This is a genomic window from Balneatrix alpica DSM 16621 (assembly GCF_000619885.1).
GTDB lineage: Bacteria > Pseudomonadota > Gammaproteobacteria > Pseudomonadales > Balneatricaceae > Balneatrix > Balneatrix alpica.
Window position 1 is genome coordinate 44,114 of the sequence record NZ_KK211041.1, and the last position, 16,533, is coordinate 60,646.

The window sequence follows — 16,533 nt, forward strand, 5'->3', positions numbered from 1 at the left end:
CGGCTCCGGTTCGGTTCATCTAACTTAGCCGATCCGACCGGAGCCGCTAGGCTGGCGGCCGCAAAAGCCCGGCAAAAGACTGTTGCGGCATGCGCTGGTTGCCGTGCTTACAGCTGTTGTGCTTGACGCAGTACCGCCTGAATCAGGACGTTACAGCCTGCCTCCAGGTCAGCGGGATCGGCATTTTCCACCTCATTGTGGCTGATACCATTTTCACAGGGCACAAATACCATGGCCGTGGGCGCCACCCGGGCGATATAGCAGGCATCATGGCCGGCACCGCTGACGATATCACGGTGACTGTAACCCAGTGCCTGGGCGGCTTCACGGACGGAGGCCACACAGTCGGCATCGAAGGGAACCGGTGGCGAGTACCAAATCTGTTCGAAGGCCATTTCCAAGCCCAGTTCACGGCTAATGCTGGCACAGACTTCGCGCAGCTCATGATCCATGGCGCTGAGCACCTCAGCATTGGGATGGCGGAAATCGACGGTGAAGAATACCTGGCCCGGAATCACATTGCGGGAGTTGGGGTGCACCTGTACCAAGCCTACAGTGGCGCAGGCAAAGGGCTGATGGTTGAGGCCGATACGATTAACCTGGTCGATAATCCGCGCGGCACCCACCAGGGCATCTTTACGGCGGGGCATGGGGGTGGGGCCGGCATGGGCTTCTTGACCGGTGAGGGTGATTTCATACCAGCGCTGCCCCTGGGCATCGGTAACGACACCGATGGTTTTGCCCTCATCCTCCAGAATCGGCCCCTGTTCAATATGGGCTTCGAAGAAGGCTTTTAATGGGCGCCCGCCCACGGGCTCTTCACCGGCGTAGCCAATGCGGGCCAGCTCTTGTCCCATGGTTTTGCCATCCAGATCCGCCCGGCTGAGGCCATATTCCAGATCGAATACCCCCGCAAAGACGCCAGAGGCCACCATGGCGGGTGGAAAGCGCGAGCCTTCTTCATTGGTCCAGACGGAGGCCTCAATCGGGTGACGGGTTTGGATGCCTTGGTCGTTGAGACTGCGGATCACTTCCAGTCCCGCCAGCACCCCGTAGATACCATCGAAGCGGCCACCGGTGGGCTGGGTATCCAGGTGGCTGCCCATGACTACAGCGGGTAGGTCAGGTTCACTGCCTTCGCGGCGGGCAAAAATATTGCCCATCTTGTCGATGCGGATGCTGCATCCCGCCTCTTTGCACCAGCTGACAAAGAGATCACGGCCCTGCTTATCCAAATCCGTTAGTGCCAGTCGGCAGACACCGCCTTTGGGAGTGGCGCCAATTTTGGCCATCTCCATCAGGCTGTCCCACAAGCGTTGGCCGTTTATTGTTATTGTGCCCATCGGTTGCCTCTCTTGTTGAGTTTGTTTTACCGAATGGAAAAATTAGATTGGCTTTACCATATGGTCAAGGATTGCTTGGTGAAAAAATCAACAAAATGGGTTGGGGCAAACTACCAAGCTGGTGTGACAACCATACAAATAAGCGCAAAGCCAAGTGGCGTTTGGGTTTGGCCGACTCTGACCTCATGGTAAACTTGTCCAGCCCTTTTCTTATTCCACAACAGAGTGAGCCCTAACGTGCCACCGGTTTCATCTAACAAGGATGCCAAACCAGGCCGTGCTACCCCCAAGCGGGTTGCCAGCCTGACCGAACAGAAGGATCGGCCCCAGCGTCGTAGTCGTAGCCGTGAGCTGAACGAGCAGAAAATTCTGACCGCAGCTGAGTATGTGTTTGCCCGCTTTGGTTATAACGGTGCTTCGGTGGAGGCCATTGCCGAACGAGCCGGGTTATCCAAGCAGAACATGCTCTATTACTTCCCTTCCAAGGAGCAGCTCTATCTGAGCGTACTGGAGCATATTCTTAACCTTTGGCTGGAGAAAATGGCGCTGCTGGAACAAAAGGGGAAAACCCCGGCTGCCATGCTAGAGAACTACATTCGCGGCAAGATCGAACTGTCCCGCCTGCACCCGGATGGTTCCAAAGTTTTTGCCAACGAGATTATCAATGGCGCTCCGCACCTGCGTGGCTATCTGCAAGAGCATCTGATTCCCCAGCTGCAGGAAGATGTGGCCCTGGTGAACTCCTGGATTGCCACAGGTGAAATGGATGCCTTAAGTGCGGAACATCTGTTTTTTATGATCTGGGCCGCCACCCAAACCTATGCCGACTTTGCTATCCAGATTCAGCTGGCACTGGGTAAAGAGGAGCTGGATGACGCGGTGTTCCAGCAGGCGGGGGACTTCCTCACCCAACTGATTTTGAAGGGAACCGGGCTGAGTAAGGCCTAACACCTCCTGCAATGACTACGGCAGCTTTGGCTGCCGTTTTTATTTCTAAATTTTTTCTTTTTAGTTTCAACGACTTCTTTGCTGATGCTGGGCTTTCTGCAGATTTTTTTAATTTGCTTCCTTGACCGTCTGGTAAAACTATTTCTAGACTGGCTTTACCAAAAGGTAAAAACTGTATAGCGATTGCACAGCTTTTGCCCCGAACTAATAAAAACAAAATCGGGAACCAGCCATGCTTAGCCGTCATAGTGCCCTCGCCCTACAAGGGGTTAGTGGGGGTGAACTTGAGGATCTTTGTGCCCAGGCCGTGCAGCTGCGTAAGCAGCATTACGGTGAGCGCCTGACCTATTCACGTAAGGTGTTTGTGCCCCTGACCACACTTTGTCGTGATGACTGTGGCTACTGCACCTTTGTCCAACGCCCCGGTAGCCCCGGCGCCAAGGTCATGACCCCCGCCGAGGTGATGGAGGTTGTGCAGCAGGGCCAACAGCTGGGCTGCAAAGAGGTGCTGTTCAGCCTCGGTGAAAAGCCCGAGCGCCGTTATCAGCAAGCGCGGGATGCTCTGGCAGCACTGGGTTATCAGCGCATGACCGATTACCTCGCCGCCTGCTGTGATCAGGTGCTGGAGCAATCCAGCCTGATGCCCCACGTCAATGCCGGCACCCTGGATGAAGATGAGCTGCGCCTGCTCAAACCCCGCTGCCTGAGCATGGGCATGATGCTGGAGACCATGAGCCGGCGCTTGCTGCAAAAGGGCGGTGCCCACTATGCCTGCCCGGATAAGGTGCCATTGCAACGCATCCGCACCCTGGAACGTGCCGGTCGTCTGCAGGTGCCTTTTACCACCGGTATTCTGATTGGCATTGGCGAAACCTGGGATGAACGTATCGACTCCCTGTTGTTGATCAATCGCCTGCATGCCGAGTACGGCCATATTCAGGAAGTTATTATCCAAAACTTCTGTGCCAAGCCAGGCACACCGATGGCCAACTATCCCGAACCCAGCCTGGAAGAGATGTTGCGCACCCTGGCGGTCGCCCGGCTGTTGCTGCATCCCTCCATCAGCCTGCAGGCTCCGCCGAATCTGCAGCAGCGCTATGGCCACTATATCCAGGCGGGCATCAATGACTGGGGTGGCATCTCCCCCCTGACCCGCGACTACATCAATCCGGAAAAAGCCTGGCCACAGCTTGAGTTGCTGGCGGCGGCCTGTGCCGAGCAAGGCTGTCTGCTGGAGGAGCGCTTGGCGCTCTATCCGGCCTATCAGCAGCAACCGGGCTTTGTCGAGGCGGCGGTACAGGCGCGCCTTGCCCCGCTGTGCCGAGCCGATGGCTTGGCTCAACATCAGTGTTTGGCCAGCTAAGCCCTGGTCCAGGAGTAAACAAATGAGTGGAATCCGTGTGGAAGGGCTGAACTGGATGGGGGTGCGCCCCCAGATTGCTGCCCTGTTGGAAAAAGCCTTGGGCGGTGAGGCCCTTAATCAACAAGAGGGGCTGGCCCTGTTTGAATGCCTACCACGGGAGGAAGAAGTCCTCAGCCGGGTGGCGGATCAGGTGCGCCAACAGCGGGTAGGGGAGCAGGGCAGCTTCGTCATTACCCGCAATATCAACTTCACCAATGTCTGCAATATGGGCTGCAGCTTTTGCGGTTTCGCCAAGCGCAAACATGAAGCCGGGGCGGAACTGCTCAGCCTGGAAGAAGTGGCGCGCCGCGCCCGGGAAGCCTGGGATCGCGGCGCGACCGAGGTCTGTATTCAGGGCGGTTTGCATCCGGATATTGAGGGCAGCCATTACCGCCGGATTTTGCAGGCAGTGAAGGCCGAGGTGCCGGACATCCATATCCACGCCTTCTCACCGTTCGAGATTTTCTATGGCGCGCGCAAGAGCCGCCTGTCCTATGCCGATTTTATTCAGGATCTGATTGAACATGGTTTGGGCTCAATGCCCGGTACCGCGGCGGAAATCCTCGACGTGGAAATCCGCCAGCAACTGACCAAGGACAAACTCAGCACCGCCGCCTGGGTGGAGATTATCGGCACCGCCCATCGCTTAGGCCTGCCCACCACCTCTACCATCATGTATGGCCATGTGGATCAGCCGCGCCACTGGGCGGCACATATTCAGCTACTGGCGGATATGCAGAGCCGCCTCAAGCAGGAGCAGCCCGAGGCACGGGGGTTTACCGAATTCGTACCGCTGGGTTTTGTCCACTATGAGTCACCGCTCTACACCGGTCGCTCCGAGGTGCGTCCAGGCCCCACCGCCAGTGAAAACCTGCGCATGCATGCGGTAAGCCGCCTGATGTTGCAGGGCAAGATCGACAATATTCAGGCCTCCTGGGTCAAGCTGGGGCCGGAATATGCCGAGCGGATGTTGCGCTCCGGTGCCAATGACCTGGGCGGCACCCTGATGAATGAGAGCATCTCCCGCGCGGCGGGGGGCAAGCACGGCCAGGAAATCGTCCCCGCTGACATGGTGGCGATGATCCGCCGGGCGGGGTTACAGCCGGTGCGGCGCAATACCCTCTACCAGAGCCTGCAACATTATCGGGATGAAGCGGCGCTGCAGGGCCTGCACCAGCGTATTCCACTGCTACAGGTGGCATTGGGAGGGGCGGCATGAGCTCTATACAACCGGGTTTTAAAGTGCTGCTGCTGGCCGGTGGGGTGGGGGGCGCCAAGTTAGCCGAAGGGCTAGCGGCCTGCTGCCTGGCGGATCAACTTAGCATCCTTGGCAATGTGGCGGATGATCAGCGTTTTCATGGCCTCTGGGTCTCGCCGGACATCGACACCCTCACCTATAGTCTGGCGGGCCTGATTAACCGGGAACAGGGTTGGGGGTTGAAGGGGGACACCAATGCCTGCCTGCAAGCCCTGCAGCGTCTGGGACAGGAAACCTGGATGTGGCTGGGAGATCAGGATTTTGCCACCCACCTGGTGCGCACCCGCCTGCGTGAAGAAGGCTGGCGACCAACGGAAATCGCCCAGCATCTTGCCCAGCAGTTGGGGGTAGGGCCGCGCATTTTACTGCCCACCGATGATTGCATCCAAACCCAGGTACGCACGGCTCAGGGCTGGCTGGGGTTTCAGGAATACTTCGTCCGTGAGCGCTGCCAGCCAGAGGTGCTGGAGCTGGCGATTCGCGGCCTTGAGCAGGCCCGTCCCACGCCTGAAGCCTTGGCCGCCATCGCCGAGGCGGAGCTGATCATCTTCGCCCCCAGTAACCCGCTGCTCAGTATCGACCCGATTCTGGCGGTGCCTGGGATACGTGCGGCCATTAGCGCCAGCCCAGCGTTAAAGATTGCGGTTTCGCCGTTGATTTCCGGCAAGGCAGTCAAGGGTCCGGCGGCCAACTTGCTGCAAAGTCTTGGCCTGCGTGCTGATGCCATGGGGGTGGCCGAGTATTACCGCGATCTGGTGCAGGTGATGGTGCTGGATCAGGCCGATGCGGCTCTGGTGCCGGAAGTAGCCGGGCTCGGCATCATCCCCTGGTGTCTCGATACCCTGATGCAGGATAGCGCCAGCAAGGAGCGTCTGGCCGCCAGCCTGCTGCTGCGCGCCGATGCCTGCCTGAACCCCGTCAACCTGGCCCAGGCCATCTGAGGGAATGAGGATGCAAACGCTAATCGTGATTCCGATGAAAGACCCCAGCCAGGCCAAACAGCGACTGGAGGGTTATCTCAGTGCCGATGAACGGGCCGAGCTGGCCCTGACCCTGTTCGAGCAGACCCTGGCTTTTCTGGGTTGCCACCTGCCGCAGTACCCGGTGCTGGTGGTGACGGCCTCTACCAGCATCAGCGAGCGGGCCCAGCGCTACGGCGCCCAGGTGCTGCAGCAAAGCGGCAACCATGGCCTCAATCAGGCGGCAGCCAGTGCGGCGCAATGGGCCAAGGAACAGGGCTATCAGGCGCAGCTGCTGTTACCGGCGGATATCGCCCAGCTGGATAAGGACGAACTGCAGCATCTGCTAAGCCAGGCTGGCTGCCAGGTGGTGTTGGCCCCCGCCCATGATCTGGGCACCAATGCCTTGCTCACCAGCCCGCCGGATGTACTGCCCTTTTGCTTTGGTCCCGGCTCCAGCCTGTTGCATCGCCAGCAGGCGGAGCAGCGTGGCCTGCGCTTTGTGCAGCTGGAGTTACCCCATCTGGCGGAAGACCTGGATACCCCGGCGGACTTGCAACAGCTGGCGGCGGCGCGCCATGCCAGCACAGCACGGGAGTGGCTGTCATGCCTGACTCAGTAAGCATTATTGCCGTTCCAGGCCTGCCGGATATTCAGGCCGGGGATGATCTGGCCAGCCTGATTCTGGCGGCGCTGGATCGCAACGGTCTGCAATTGCAGCAGGGCGACATCCTGGTGGTGGCCCACAAGGTGGTGTCCAAGGCCGAGGGTTGCCGCTATCGCCTGGCGGATATCGAACCCTCCGCCGAGGCCGTGCAACTCGCTGGCCAGGTCGCCAAAGACCCGCGCAAGGTTGAAGTGATTCTGCGTGAGTCCAAGCGGGTGTTACGGGCGATGAAGCGCCCCCAGCAAGCCGAAGGGGTACTGATTGCCGAACATCGTCTGGGCTTTGTCTGTGCTAATGCCGCGGTGGATGAGTCCAATGTTGGCGGTGAAGGCGAAGTGCTGACCCTGCCAGCTGATCCGGATGCCAGCGCCCAGGCCCTGTGCCAACGGTTGGAACAGGCCAGCGGCTGCCAGCTTGGCATTGTCATCAGCGATACCTTCGGCCGCCCCTGGCGTCTGGGCTTGGTCAACGTCGCCATTGGTTTGGCGCGGGTACCCGCCACGGTCAGTTGGGTGGGTGAATGTGATGCCTTTGGCCGCCCGCTGGCGGTCACTATTCCGGCCCTGGCGGATGAACTGGCTGCCGCCTCTGGCCTGTTGATGGGCAAAGATGCCCGCCTGCCGGTGATTCTGTTTCGTGGCCTGAACTGGCAACCCCAGTCCAGCTCGGCCCAGCAACTTGTCCGACCCCCAGAAGAGGATTTGTTCAAATGAAAATTGCCATTCTTGGTGGCACCGGCCCCCAGGGCCAGGGCCTGGCCTTGCGTTTTGCCAGCGCCGGTGTGCCGGTGGTGCTCGGCTCCCGTGATGCCCAGCGTGCGGCGGAAATCGCCGCGGAACTGAATGCCCAGCTGGCCTTGCCTGAGAGCCTGATTGAAGGTCAGGACAACCTGGGGGCGGTCGCTGCCGCCAATGAAATCGTCATGCTGGCGGTGCCCTACAGCGCCCACGATGCCACCTTGCGCAGCATTAAGCCCCTGCTGGGGGGCAAGATTCTGGTCGATCTGGTGGTGCCTTTGATGGAAGGCGACCCCAAGCGCGTGGCGATGCCGGTTGAAGGCTCCGCCACTGAAGCCGCCCAAGCCTTACTGGGAGAAGAGATTCCGGTGGTGGGGGCGTTACACAATGTCTCCGCCGCCACCCTCAAGCATCTGGAGAAGGCGATCAACTGCGACATTCTGGTCTGCGGCAATGATCTGGAAGCCAAAAACAAAGTGATCGAGCTGATCAAACAGCTTGATGTGCAGGCTTACAACGCAGGTCCGGCGGAGAGTGCCCGCTGCATTGAGGCCATTACGCCGATTTTGATTCGCCTGAATATCTCCAAGGCGGTGCCCTTTACCCATGCCGGTATCCGTATCTGGGCTCCCGGCAGCTAACCAGGTCGCGTGGCTTCCATTAGACCACGTGGCTGTGCTGTACCCCTGCAACAATAACAAGTAACAGGAGAAATCCGATGGAATTCGGCATAACCTTTAAAGGCTTCGTTAGCCCCCAGCGGGCACGTCATCTGGTGCGTCAGGCGGAAGCCGCCGGCTTCACCCACTGCTGGTTTTATGACTCCCACGTGCTCTGGCGTGAATGCTATCCCGCCATTGCCATGTGCATGGAACATACCCGCACCATGAAATTTGGCCCCTGTGTCACCAACCCCAACTCCCGTGACTGGTCGGTGGCGGGCAGCCTGTTTGCCTCCCTGGCCTTGCAAAGTGAAGGGCGCTTCGTGGTGGGCCTTGGCCGTGGCGATTCCGCCATGCGGGTGATGGGCAAAAAGCCGGCAACCCTGGCGCGGGTGGCGGAGTTTACCCAGAAGGTGAAGGCCATCGTGCGGGGCGAAGAGGTGTACTACGGTGAAAGCCCTGAGCCGGTCAAACTGCCCTGGGCGGAAGGCTACGAGCTGCCGGTATACATCGGAGCCTACGGGCCGATGGCGCTGACCACCGCCGGTGAAGTAGGGGATGGGGTAATCCTGCAAATTGCCGAGCCCAGCCTGATCAAGTGGTTTACCGAACAGGCTCTGGAGGCAGGTAAAGCCGCCGGACGGGATATGTCGAACTTCCAGGTGATTGCCTCAGCGCCGGCCTTTACCGGTGACATGGAAACCTGTCTGGATCGCACTAAGTGGTTCCCGGCCATGGTGGGCAACCATGTGGCGGATATCGTGGAGAAATACGGCAATGATTCGGGCCTGGTGCCGAAGAGCCTGACCGATTACATCGAACAGCGTAAGGGCTACGACTACTCCAAGCATGGCCAGAGCGATAACCCCTACCTCGACTTTATTACCCCGGACATTGTGGAGAGTTTCTGCGTGCTCGGCAGTCTGGAACAGCACCTGATCAAGCTCAAGGCACTGGAAGAAGTGGGTACCACCCAGTTCAACATCTATCTCGATAATGGTGATGAAGAGCGCATCATCGCGGAATACGGCGAGCATATTATTCCCAAGTTTGCCCGCTAAGCCCGGCTGGCCCAGGCGCTACGGCGCCTGGCAGCCACTTAAACCTCGGTTTAATCCCTTCTTGCCAACAATAACCCCACCCCGGCACTGCCAAGCAGGGCGGCGCTGCCGCGATTAAACAGGCGGCGACTCGCTGGGGAGTCAAACCAGTGCGCCAGCACCGCACCAAAATAGGCATAGATCAGCAGTGCCAGGGCCTCTAGCAGCAAAAACAGGCTGCCCAGGGTGACAAACTGACTGGCGACCGGGCCATTGGGGTCGACAAACTGGGGTAAAAAGGCGGTAAAGATCAGGATCGCCTTGGGGTTGCCGGCGGCCAGATAAAACTCCTGGCGGATTAAACGGCCCAAGGTCGCTGCGCTTGCCTCTGTTTGCGGGGCAGCTATCTCAATAGGCGCCCGCCAGAGTTGGTAGGCCAGCCACAGTAGATAAAGCCCCCCTGCCAGTTTGATCACCCAAAACAGCCGCTCTGAGGCATACAACAGGGTCGCCAGACCGGTGGCCGCCAGGCTGATCATCAGGGCAAAGGCCAGCAGGCGACCGATTCCGGCGTAACAGGCTTGGCCAATGCCGTGGCATTTGCCGTTATGCAGAGCCAACAGGTTGTTGGGGCCGGGTGCCATGTTGAGGGCAAAGCAGGCGGGGATAAACAGTGCCAGAGTGGTCAGGGTCATGCGGGTAGGCCTTCTTTAATATTGCTCAGGAACATAGTGATACTCCCACTTGGGTGGGCGGATATAGCCTTCACGCTCCACTTCCGGCAGTTGCAGCTTGGCAAACTCCATCTGCTGATAGGGAATCTGACTGAGCAGGTGGTGAATGCAGTTTAACCGGGCGCGCTTTTTATGATCCGCCTCCACCACAAACCAGGGGCTGGAGGGGGTATCGGTAAAGCGGAACATCTCATCCCGTGCCTTGGAATAGTCGACCCAGCGCGAACGGCTGTACAGATCCATTTCACTGAACTTCCACCGCTTGATCGGCGTACTTAGCCGTTCTTTAAAGCGTTTCTCCTGCTCTTCATCGGAGACGGACAGCCAGTACTTGAGCAGAATAATGCCGGAGCGAATCAGCATGTTTTCAAACTCTGGGCAGGCGCGCAGAAATTCGTTGTATTCCAGATCGGTGCAAAAGCCCATCACCTTCTCGACCCCGGCGCGGTTGTACCAGCTGCGGTCAAACAGCACCATCTCACCACCACTGGGTAGCTCGGCCACATAGCGTTGAAAATACCACTGGCTGCGCTCCTTCTCCGTGGGCACCCCCAGGGCGGCGATGCGCACAATACGCGGATTAAGGCGAGCGGTAATGGCTTTAATCATGCCGCCTTTACCGGAGGCATCGCGTCCTTCAAAAATCACCACCACCCGTTGTTTGCTGCGCTTGACCCACTCCTGCACGTGCACCAGCTCAAGTTGCAGGCGTTCGAGTTCCGTTTCGTATTCTGCTTTGCTTAGCTTGCCGGGCTTGCTCATGGGGCACCTTCACTGGTTGAACGAGGTTATTCAGAGTAGGGAAGGGCAGGCGCTGGATCAAGCAGATGCAGGAACGGCGATGCAAAGATCGCTTAAAGAGATGTTGCAGTGCTTTTCCTGGCCTTGCCGGCACCGGCGGAATTTTTATTAATAGCAGGGCCACCCTAACAAGAGCGGGATTAATGGAGACTGCAACGCCCCTGGTATTAGCTGGGCCGATACTGCGCCGCTTACAAGCCAAGCGCCTGACCCTGTGGCTGGCCACCAGCCAGCCGGTAGCGGTACGCTTGCGTTTGCTACCCCAGGGCGAGTCTCCGCGCCTGCTGGATGAGGAGGCACTGGCCAGTGCCACCACGACCATTCAGGCAGGGCAGCAGCTCTACCTGCAGCTGATTGATCTTCCCTTTAGTCAGCCCTTGCCCCTGCGCACCTTTATTGGTTATGAGCTGGCGTTATTGCCACGGGGGCAACCGCAATGGTTGGACTGGCAGCAGTGGGGGGCGGATTTGGCTTTACCCGGTTATGCCACCCCAGGCTTTGTGTTGCAGCCAGGGCTAACGCGGTTGCTGCATGGCTCCTGCCGCAAGCCCCATCACCCCAGTGCGGATGGTCTGCTGCGTGGTGAGCAGTGGCTGGCCACGCAACCACCTGAACAATGGCCCAGCCTGCTGATGCTCAGTGGTGATCAGGTGTATGTGGATGATGTGGCAGGGCCGATGCTGGTCGCCATTCATCAGTTGATTAAGCGATTAGGGTGCTACAACGAAACGTTGCCGGAGGGACTGTCATCCCAGCAGGTGGCAGATAGCGAGGCACTTTATCAACAGCCTTTTTATTATCAGCGCGAGGCCCTGTTGCCGGATGATCCGGCCAGCGAGCAGGTCGCGCGTAAGCTCTTTGCTGGGGCACGCAAGCCCATCTTCACCTCGGATAATGCCCATAACCATTTGCTGACCCTGGCCGAGATGCTGGCGATGTACCTGCTGGTGTGGTCACCTGCGCCCTGGGCACTGGTTGCGCCTGAGGCGATGCCAAGCGGCCTGACCCCTAGCCAGCAGCAACGTTATCAACAGGAACAACAAGCGCTGGATGGTTTCCAGGCGGGGCTGACTCGGGTACGGCGGTTAATGGCCCATTTACCCTGTGCCATGATTTTTGATGACCATGATGTCACCGATGACTGGAACCTGACCGCCGCCTGGGAGCAAACCGCTTATGGTCATCCTTTCTCCAAACGCATTATCGGCAATGCCCTGCTGGCTTATTTGCTCTGCCAGGGGTGGGGTAATGCGCCCCAGCACTTCCCCCTGGAACTTATGGAAAGGGTGCGTCAGGCCTGCGCTGAACCAGGCGGTGAGGCGCATCAACAGGTGCTGGATCAGTTGCTACGTTTTCATCACTGGCATTATCAATGGGAGACGAATCCGCCGCTGTTGGTATTGGATACCCGCACCCATCGCTGGCGTTCGGAGCGCTCGTTGCAGGCACCTTCTGGCCTGATGGACTGGGAGGCACTGACGGATCTGCAACAGCAATTACTGGGCTTAGAGGCGGTGGTACTGGTGTCGCCAGCGCCGGTGTTTGGCGTCAAGCTGATTGAGTCGGTGCAACGTCTGTTTACCTGGATTGGCAAACCCCTGATGGTGGATGCCGAGAACTGGATGGCTCACTCGGGGGCGGCCTATGCCCTGATGAATCTGTTCTGGCACCCCCGCACCCCGCGCCATTTTGTGATCTTGTCCGGCGATGTGCACTACTCCTTTGTCTACGATGTGGAGCTACGTGGCCACGACCGGGGGCCGGATATCTGGCAAATCACCAGTAGCGGCATCAAAAACGAGTTCCCGCCCCGCTTATTGCGGGTGTTTGATCGCCTTAATCGCTGGCTTTACTCCCCCCGTTCGCCACTTAACTGGCTGACCAAGCGACGACGGATGAGGGTGATTCCGCGCCGTCCGCAGGGAGCGGAGCCCGGCACCCGCTTAGTCAATCAGGCCGGGCTTGGCTTACTTGAACTGGATGCAGAAGGGCGGCCACGGCGAGTGGTACAGCTGACCTCGGCCGGAGCGGATATCCACTTTCAGTTGGAGGAAGGGGAGGCTCGTTGGGAATAAGTCGTGCTGATGCTTGGCTAAAAAATGAACAGGGATTACAATGCGCGCCCCTGACTCAACAAGGGTCAGATGAGGTAATACAGGAGGCCGTGATGGCACATAAAAAGCGCAGCAAGCAGGCGCAGACAAGCGCTGTGGTGGTGAACAATCTGGTGGCCAAGTATGCCGAGCAGTTTAACCAGGCGCGGACTTTTATCGACCGCAAAAAAGCCGCCAAGGCGGGCAAACACAAGCATAAGGGCCGTGAGTGGCCTGAGCAGATCGGGTTGCAGGCAGCCTGATCCGCTCAGTTCACTTCGTTTCTTTTCGCTTCTTTTCGCTTAAACCTGGCTGACCAGCCAGCCTAAGTAGCCCAGATAGGCGACAACCAGCACCAAGCCTTCACCGCGTCCCACCACCAGGCCTGTACGGGCAAAGGGCAGCAGCACCAGGGCAAAGCCCAGCATCACCGCAAAATCCAGGCTATTAAAGCCGGCGGCACTGACCGGGTACACCAGCGCAGTCACCCCCAAAATACCGAGGATGTTAAAGGTGTTGGAGCCCACCACGTTGCCAATGGCGATATCGCTATGGCCACGCAGGGCGGCGACGATGGAGGTCACCAGCTCCGGCATACTGGTACCCACCGCCACAATGGTCAGGCCGATCACCACCTGACTAATGCCTAGGCTGGTGGCCAGTTGTACCGCGCCCTCCACAAACAGCATGCCGCCGCCGACCAGCATAGCGATACCGGTAACCACCAATACCGCTGCGATAGCAGGGCCATGTTGATGCAGCTCCATTTCCTCTTCACTACGGGATTCCTGACGCGACTCCCAATAGCTAAAGCCGATATAGCCAAGCAGTAATAACACCAGCAAGGCACCATCCAAGCGGCTCAGGCCACCATCCCACACCAGTGCCCATAGCAGTACGGAGATGGCCACCAGAATCGGCAGATCACGCTTAATCATCTGCAACTGCACCTGTACTGGGCGAATCATCGCCGCCAGGCCCAGGATCAAACCGATGTTAGCGATGTTAGAGCCCACCACGTTACCCAGGGCAATCCCGCTATTTTCACTGAGAGCGGCCTTCACACTCACGGCCAGCTCAGGGGTACTGGTCCCCATCGCCACGATGGTGAGGCCGATTAATAAAGGAGTCAGGCCCAGGCGTAACGCCAGGGCAACACTGCCACGCACCAACGCCTCGGCACCGAGGGTGAGAATGGCAAAACCAGCAAGCAAATACAGCGTCATCGACATCTTCTAGCTTCCATCAATACGGCCATCTGGCCTGCTCCTATTCAATGCAAATGACGGCGATAAACCCAGAGGGGCAAGCGATGATATTTTTTGCTGCTGAGGATGGAAAAAAACGCTGGCATGGCCCATAAAAGGCCTCTGGGCTTTATCCCTCTACACCGACTAACAGAAGGAGTGGTTATGAAATTGGTAGGTTCGGGTACGTCACCCTATGTCCGTCGTATTCGCCTGTTGTTGGTGGATCAACCCTATGAATTTGTTGACCTGAATATCTATGGTGAAGGCCGTGAAGTCCTGCGTCAGCATAGCCCCACCCTGCAAATACCGATGCTGCAAGATGGTGAGCAGGCGCTCTATGACTCCCGCATTATTGGCCGTTACCTCTGCGCCAAACTGGGCCATGCCCCCCTGAGCTGGCAGCAGGAAAACCTGCTCACCCTGGCGGATGCCGTCAATGACGCCAATGTGGTCTTGCTGCTCTCTAAACGTTCAGAACTGCCCGTAGAGGAAGATCGCCTCTATTACCGTTTGCAGCGGGAGCGGACGGCATCCTGTCTGGCGGCGCTGGAGCAGCAGGCGGCACAAGGGGCGTTCAATGAGTGGAACTTTGCCAGTATCTGCCTCTACTGCATGCTCGATTGGGTCGCCTTCCGTGAATTGGTTGCGCTGAGCGACTATCCAGCCTTGCAGAAGTTTTGGCAGCAAAACCAGCAACGCCCAGGCGTGCAGGCGACCGATCCGCGTTTGGCGGTGTAACACTCAACCCTGGCCGAGTGTGGCGTGACGTGGCGGAGGCAAGATGAATATCCAGTTGGAATCCCCCAATCAGGCCGATGTGCTTGCCCTGATCGCCGCGCTCGACGCCTATCAGGACAGCCTTTATCCACCTGAGTGTCGTTACGCCCTGGACTTAACCGCCCTGCAACAGCCGCAGGTTGTTTTTGCCGTGGCTCGAGATGCGCAGCAACGGGCACAAGCCTGCGGCGCCATCGTATTAAATCCGGGCTATGCCGAGCTGAAGCGCATGTATGTTAGCCCCGAGTGCCGTGGCCAGGGGGTAGCCAAAGCCCTATTGGCGCTGCTGGAAGCCCAGGCCATCGCACGGGGCGCTAGCCGCTTTACTCTGGAGACCGGCCCCCTGCAGCCGGAGGCACTGGCGTTTTACCAGGCATGCGGCTATCGCCGTTGCGGGCCTTTTGGCACCTACCGGGATGATCCCATGAGTGTGTTTATGAGTAAGGGGTGTTTAGAGCATCAACATAGCCCTTCAACGCAGGCTGAGAGTTTCTAAAAAAGCTTAGTCGCGCGCCTCTATTTCCACTGAATCTCTGTCTCATTGTGCATCAAGCAAGGCTCTTCAGTTTTGCTTGCCTGTGCGCAGGTTATGTTTGCCTTCTGCTCCTATCGTTGTTTTTTGCCGAGATGTGAATCAGTCGATGCACAGTGTGGTTGTTCAAACATCACTGTAGGGGGGAGCTAAGATCAATATAAATGTTTGTAGGAATATATTTTATACAATATATTTTATTTCGATCTGGCATTGATCGGCTCCTTATAACAGCAATAAAACCCACTACGGAGACACCCATGAAAACCATTAAGACGCTTATTGCCTCTGCGCTTGTCAGTGGCGCATTGCTGGCACCCTTGGCTCATGCTGCGGAAATAACTTGGAAAGTGCCCTCCTCAGTCCCGGAAGGATCATTTTTCTATAACAACTTTCTTAAGCGCTTTGCTGATCACGTTGGCAGCATGACCAACGATAAACTCAACATTCGCCCCTTCGGTGCAGGTGTGGTAGTGCCTGCCTTTAAGGTTTATGAGTCGGTACAGGAAGGAGTGGTAGAGGCAGGTCATTCTACCCCCAGTTATTTAGTCAACCAGGATCCAACCAACGCTATTTTTGCGGGCTTCCCTGGGGGAATGTCTCCTGAAGCAACCATTGCTTGGCTATATGAAGACGGTGGGGCAAAGCGTATGCAGGATTACCGCCGCGAAAAGATGGGGCTGCATAGCCTGATTGTTGGCGTCGGTACATCTGAAGTGTTGGCTCATGCCAATAAGCCAATTCATAACATTGAAGATTTCGCCAATCTGAAATATCGCACCTCCGGTGCATGGGCGGGGGTGCTGAAAGACTACTTAAATGGGGTGCCTACGGTGGTGCCACCGGGTGAAATTTATACGCTGCTGCAACGTAAGGGCGTGGATGCAGTGGAGTGGGCTACGCCGGGATCTAACTTATCGGAAGGCTTCCATGAAGTTGCGCCTTATATCGTGGTGCCAGGCATTCATCAGCCTACTTTCGTTTGGGAAGTAGTGGTCAAAGCAGAAAACTGGGACAAGCTCTCACCTGAGTTACAAGCGCAAATTGAAGCTGCCGCACGCTTAACCACGTTGGAAGCCGTGTGGAGCTTTGCTAATGCCGACATCGGCGCGATGGACAAATACCGCGATTTTGGGGCGCAGATTATTACCCTGGAGAAACCGGTACTTGACCAAATTCGCGGCTATGGCCAGCAGTGGATGAAGGCTCGCGCTCAAGAGCAAGCTGAGAGTGGAAATGAGGCAATGAACACCATTCTTGATGAGTACCTGTCTTACCAGGCGGCCTGGAGTCGCAACTCCAGTATTTTTGTTCGTGACGCCAACTAACT

The 16,533-nt window shown here is 57.7% G+C and carries 18 protein-coding genes; 13 read left to right on the plus strand and 5 right to left on the minus strand.

Features of this window, described 5'->3' with window-relative positions; all coding sequences use genetic code 11:
* Positions 1-107 precede the first annotated feature (107 nt).
* Positions 108-1,343 carry a Zn-dependent hydrolase gene (locus Q334_RS0115690; RefSeq protein WP_027314044.1) on the minus strand — a complete coding sequence of 412 codons (1,236 nt, stop codon included), beginning with the start codon at positions 1,341-1,343 and terminating at the stop codon, positions 108-110.
* Positions 1,344-1,580: 237 nt separating this feature from the next.
* Between Q334_RS0115690 and Q334_RS0115700 the strand changes: the two genes are divergently transcribed.
* The gene (locus Q334_RS0115700) at positions 1,581-2,291 is read left to right on the plus strand and encodes a TetR family transcriptional regulator C-terminal domain-containing protein (protein WP_245593701.1); all 711 of its coding nucleotides are present in this window, start codon (positions 1,581-1,583) and stop codon (positions 2,289-2,291) included.
* On the opposite strand, the gene Q334_RS20460 is transcribed toward Q334_RS0115700, so the two are convergent.
* The gene (locus Q334_RS20460; protein WP_155889016.1) at positions 2,248-2,538 is read right to left on the minus strand and encodes a hypothetical protein; all 291 of its coding nucleotides are present in this window, start codon (positions 2,536-2,538) and stop codon (positions 2,248-2,250) included. The two genes, Q334_RS0115700 and Q334_RS20460, sit on opposite strands and share 44 nt — an antisense overlap.
* Here Q334_RS20460 and cofG point away from each other — a divergent pair.
* The 7 genes from cofG to Q334_RS0115735 all read left to right on the plus strand — a co-directional run bounded on the left by cofG (position 2,524) and on the right by Q334_RS0115735 (position 9,037).
* Entirely contained in the window at positions 2,524-3,654 is a 1,131-nt protein-coding gene (gene cofG / locus Q334_RS0115705) for a 7,8-didemethyl-8-hydroxy-5-deazariboflavin synthase CofG (protein WP_027314046.1), read from the plus strand. The genes Q334_RS20460 and cofG overlap by 15 nt on opposite strands.
* Before the next feature lie 22 nt (positions 3,655-3,676).
* Positions 3,677-4,912, plus strand: coding sequence for a 5-amino-6-(D-ribitylamino)uracil--L-tyrosine 4-hydroxyphenyl transferase CofH (gene cofH, locus Q334_RS19470; protein WP_051527876.1), 1,236 nt, complete (start codon positions 3,677-3,679; stop codon positions 4,910-4,912).
* Complete coding sequence (gene cofD / locus Q334_RS19475) at positions 4,909-5,892, plus strand: 2-phospho-L-lactate transferase (RefSeq protein WP_035461845.1); 984 nt, start codon at positions 4,909-4,911, stop codon at positions 5,890-5,892. The genes cofH and cofD overlap by 4 nt, the downstream gene beginning before the upstream one ends.
* A 10-nt stretch (positions 5,893-5,902) precedes the next feature.
* The gene (gene cofC, locus Q334_RS19480) at positions 5,903-6,532 is read left to right on the plus strand and encodes a 2-phospho-L-lactate guanylyltransferase (RefSeq protein WP_051527877.1); all 630 of its coding nucleotides are present in this window, start codon (positions 5,903-5,905) and stop codon (positions 6,530-6,532) included.
* A complete protein-coding gene (cofE, locus tag Q334_RS0115725) occupies positions 6,517-7,290 on the plus strand; it encodes a coenzyme F420-0:L-glutamate ligase (RefSeq protein WP_027314047.1) in 774 nt (257 codons plus the stop codon). Before cofC ends, cofE begins: the two co-directional genes overlap by 16 nt.
* On the plus strand, positions 7,287-7,955 hold the full coding sequence (gene npdG / locus Q334_RS0115730) for an NADPH-dependent F420 reductase (protein ID WP_027314048.1): 669 nt from the start codon (positions 7,287-7,289) through the stop codon (positions 7,953-7,955). The genes cofE and npdG overlap by 4 nt, the downstream gene beginning before the upstream one ends.
* 77 nt (positions 7,956-8,032) lie before the next feature.
* On the plus strand, positions 8,033-9,037 hold the full coding sequence (locus Q334_RS0115735; RefSeq protein ID WP_027314049.1) for a TIGR03842 family LLM class F420-dependent oxidoreductase: 1,005 nt from the start codon (positions 8,033-8,035) through the stop codon (positions 9,035-9,037).
* Positions 9,038-9,087: 50 nt separating this feature from the next.
* Here Q334_RS0115735 and Q334_RS0115740 read toward each other — a convergent pair whose 3' ends face one another.
* Positions 9,088-9,711 carry a LysE family translocator gene (locus tag Q334_RS0115740; RefSeq protein ID WP_027314050.1) on the minus strand — a complete coding sequence of 208 codons (624 nt, stop codon included), beginning with the start codon at positions 9,709-9,711 and terminating at the stop codon, positions 9,088-9,090.
* A 15-nt stretch (positions 9,712-9,726) separates the two neighbouring features.
* Entirely contained in the window at positions 9,727-10,512 is a 786-nt protein-coding gene (ppk2, locus tag Q334_RS0115745) for a polyphosphate kinase 2 (protein ID WP_027314051.1), read from the minus strand.
* Positions 10,513-10,694: 182 nt separating this feature from the next.
* On the opposite strand from ppk2, the gene Q334_RS0115750 reads away from it, so the two are divergent.
* Positions 10,695-12,626, plus strand: coding sequence for an alkaline phosphatase D family protein (locus tag Q334_RS0115750; protein ID WP_027314052.1), 1,932 nt, complete (start codon positions 10,695-10,697; stop codon positions 12,624-12,626).
* 92 nt (positions 12,627-12,718) lie between these two features.
* The gene (locus Q334_RS19485; RefSeq protein WP_035461846.1) at positions 12,719-12,907 is read left to right on the plus strand and encodes a DUF7230 family protein; all 189 of its coding nucleotides are present in this window, start codon (positions 12,719-12,721) and stop codon (positions 12,905-12,907) included.
* Between the two features lie 39 nt (positions 12,908-12,946).
* Here Q334_RS19485 and Q334_RS0115760 read toward each other — a convergent pair whose 3' ends face one another.
* A complete protein-coding gene (locus Q334_RS0115760) occupies positions 12,947-13,876 on the minus strand; it encodes a calcium/sodium antiporter (RefSeq protein WP_027314053.1) in 930 nt (309 codons plus the stop codon).
* 180 nt (positions 13,877-14,056) lie between these two features.
* On the opposite strand from Q334_RS0115760, the gene Q334_RS0115765 reads away from it, so the two are divergent.
* From Q334_RS0115765 to dctP, 3 genes are all read left to right on the plus strand, one after another.
* Positions 14,057-14,632, plus strand: a complete 576-nt coding sequence (locus tag Q334_RS0115765) for a glutathione S-transferase family protein (protein WP_027314054.1) — start codon at positions 14,057-14,059, stop codon at positions 14,630-14,632.
* 43 nt (positions 14,633-14,675) lie between these two features.
* Positions 14,676-15,167, plus strand: a complete 492-nt coding sequence (locus Q334_RS19490; RefSeq protein ID WP_051527878.1) for a GNAT family N-acetyltransferase — start codon at positions 14,676-14,678, stop codon at positions 15,165-15,167.
* Between the two features lie 296 nt (positions 15,168-15,463).
* Entirely contained in the window at positions 15,464-16,531 is a 1,068-nt protein-coding gene (dctP, locus tag Q334_RS0115775) for a TRAP transporter substrate-binding protein DctP (protein WP_027314055.1), read from the plus strand.
* The last annotated feature ends 2 nt before the right edge of the window (positions 16,532-16,533 follow it).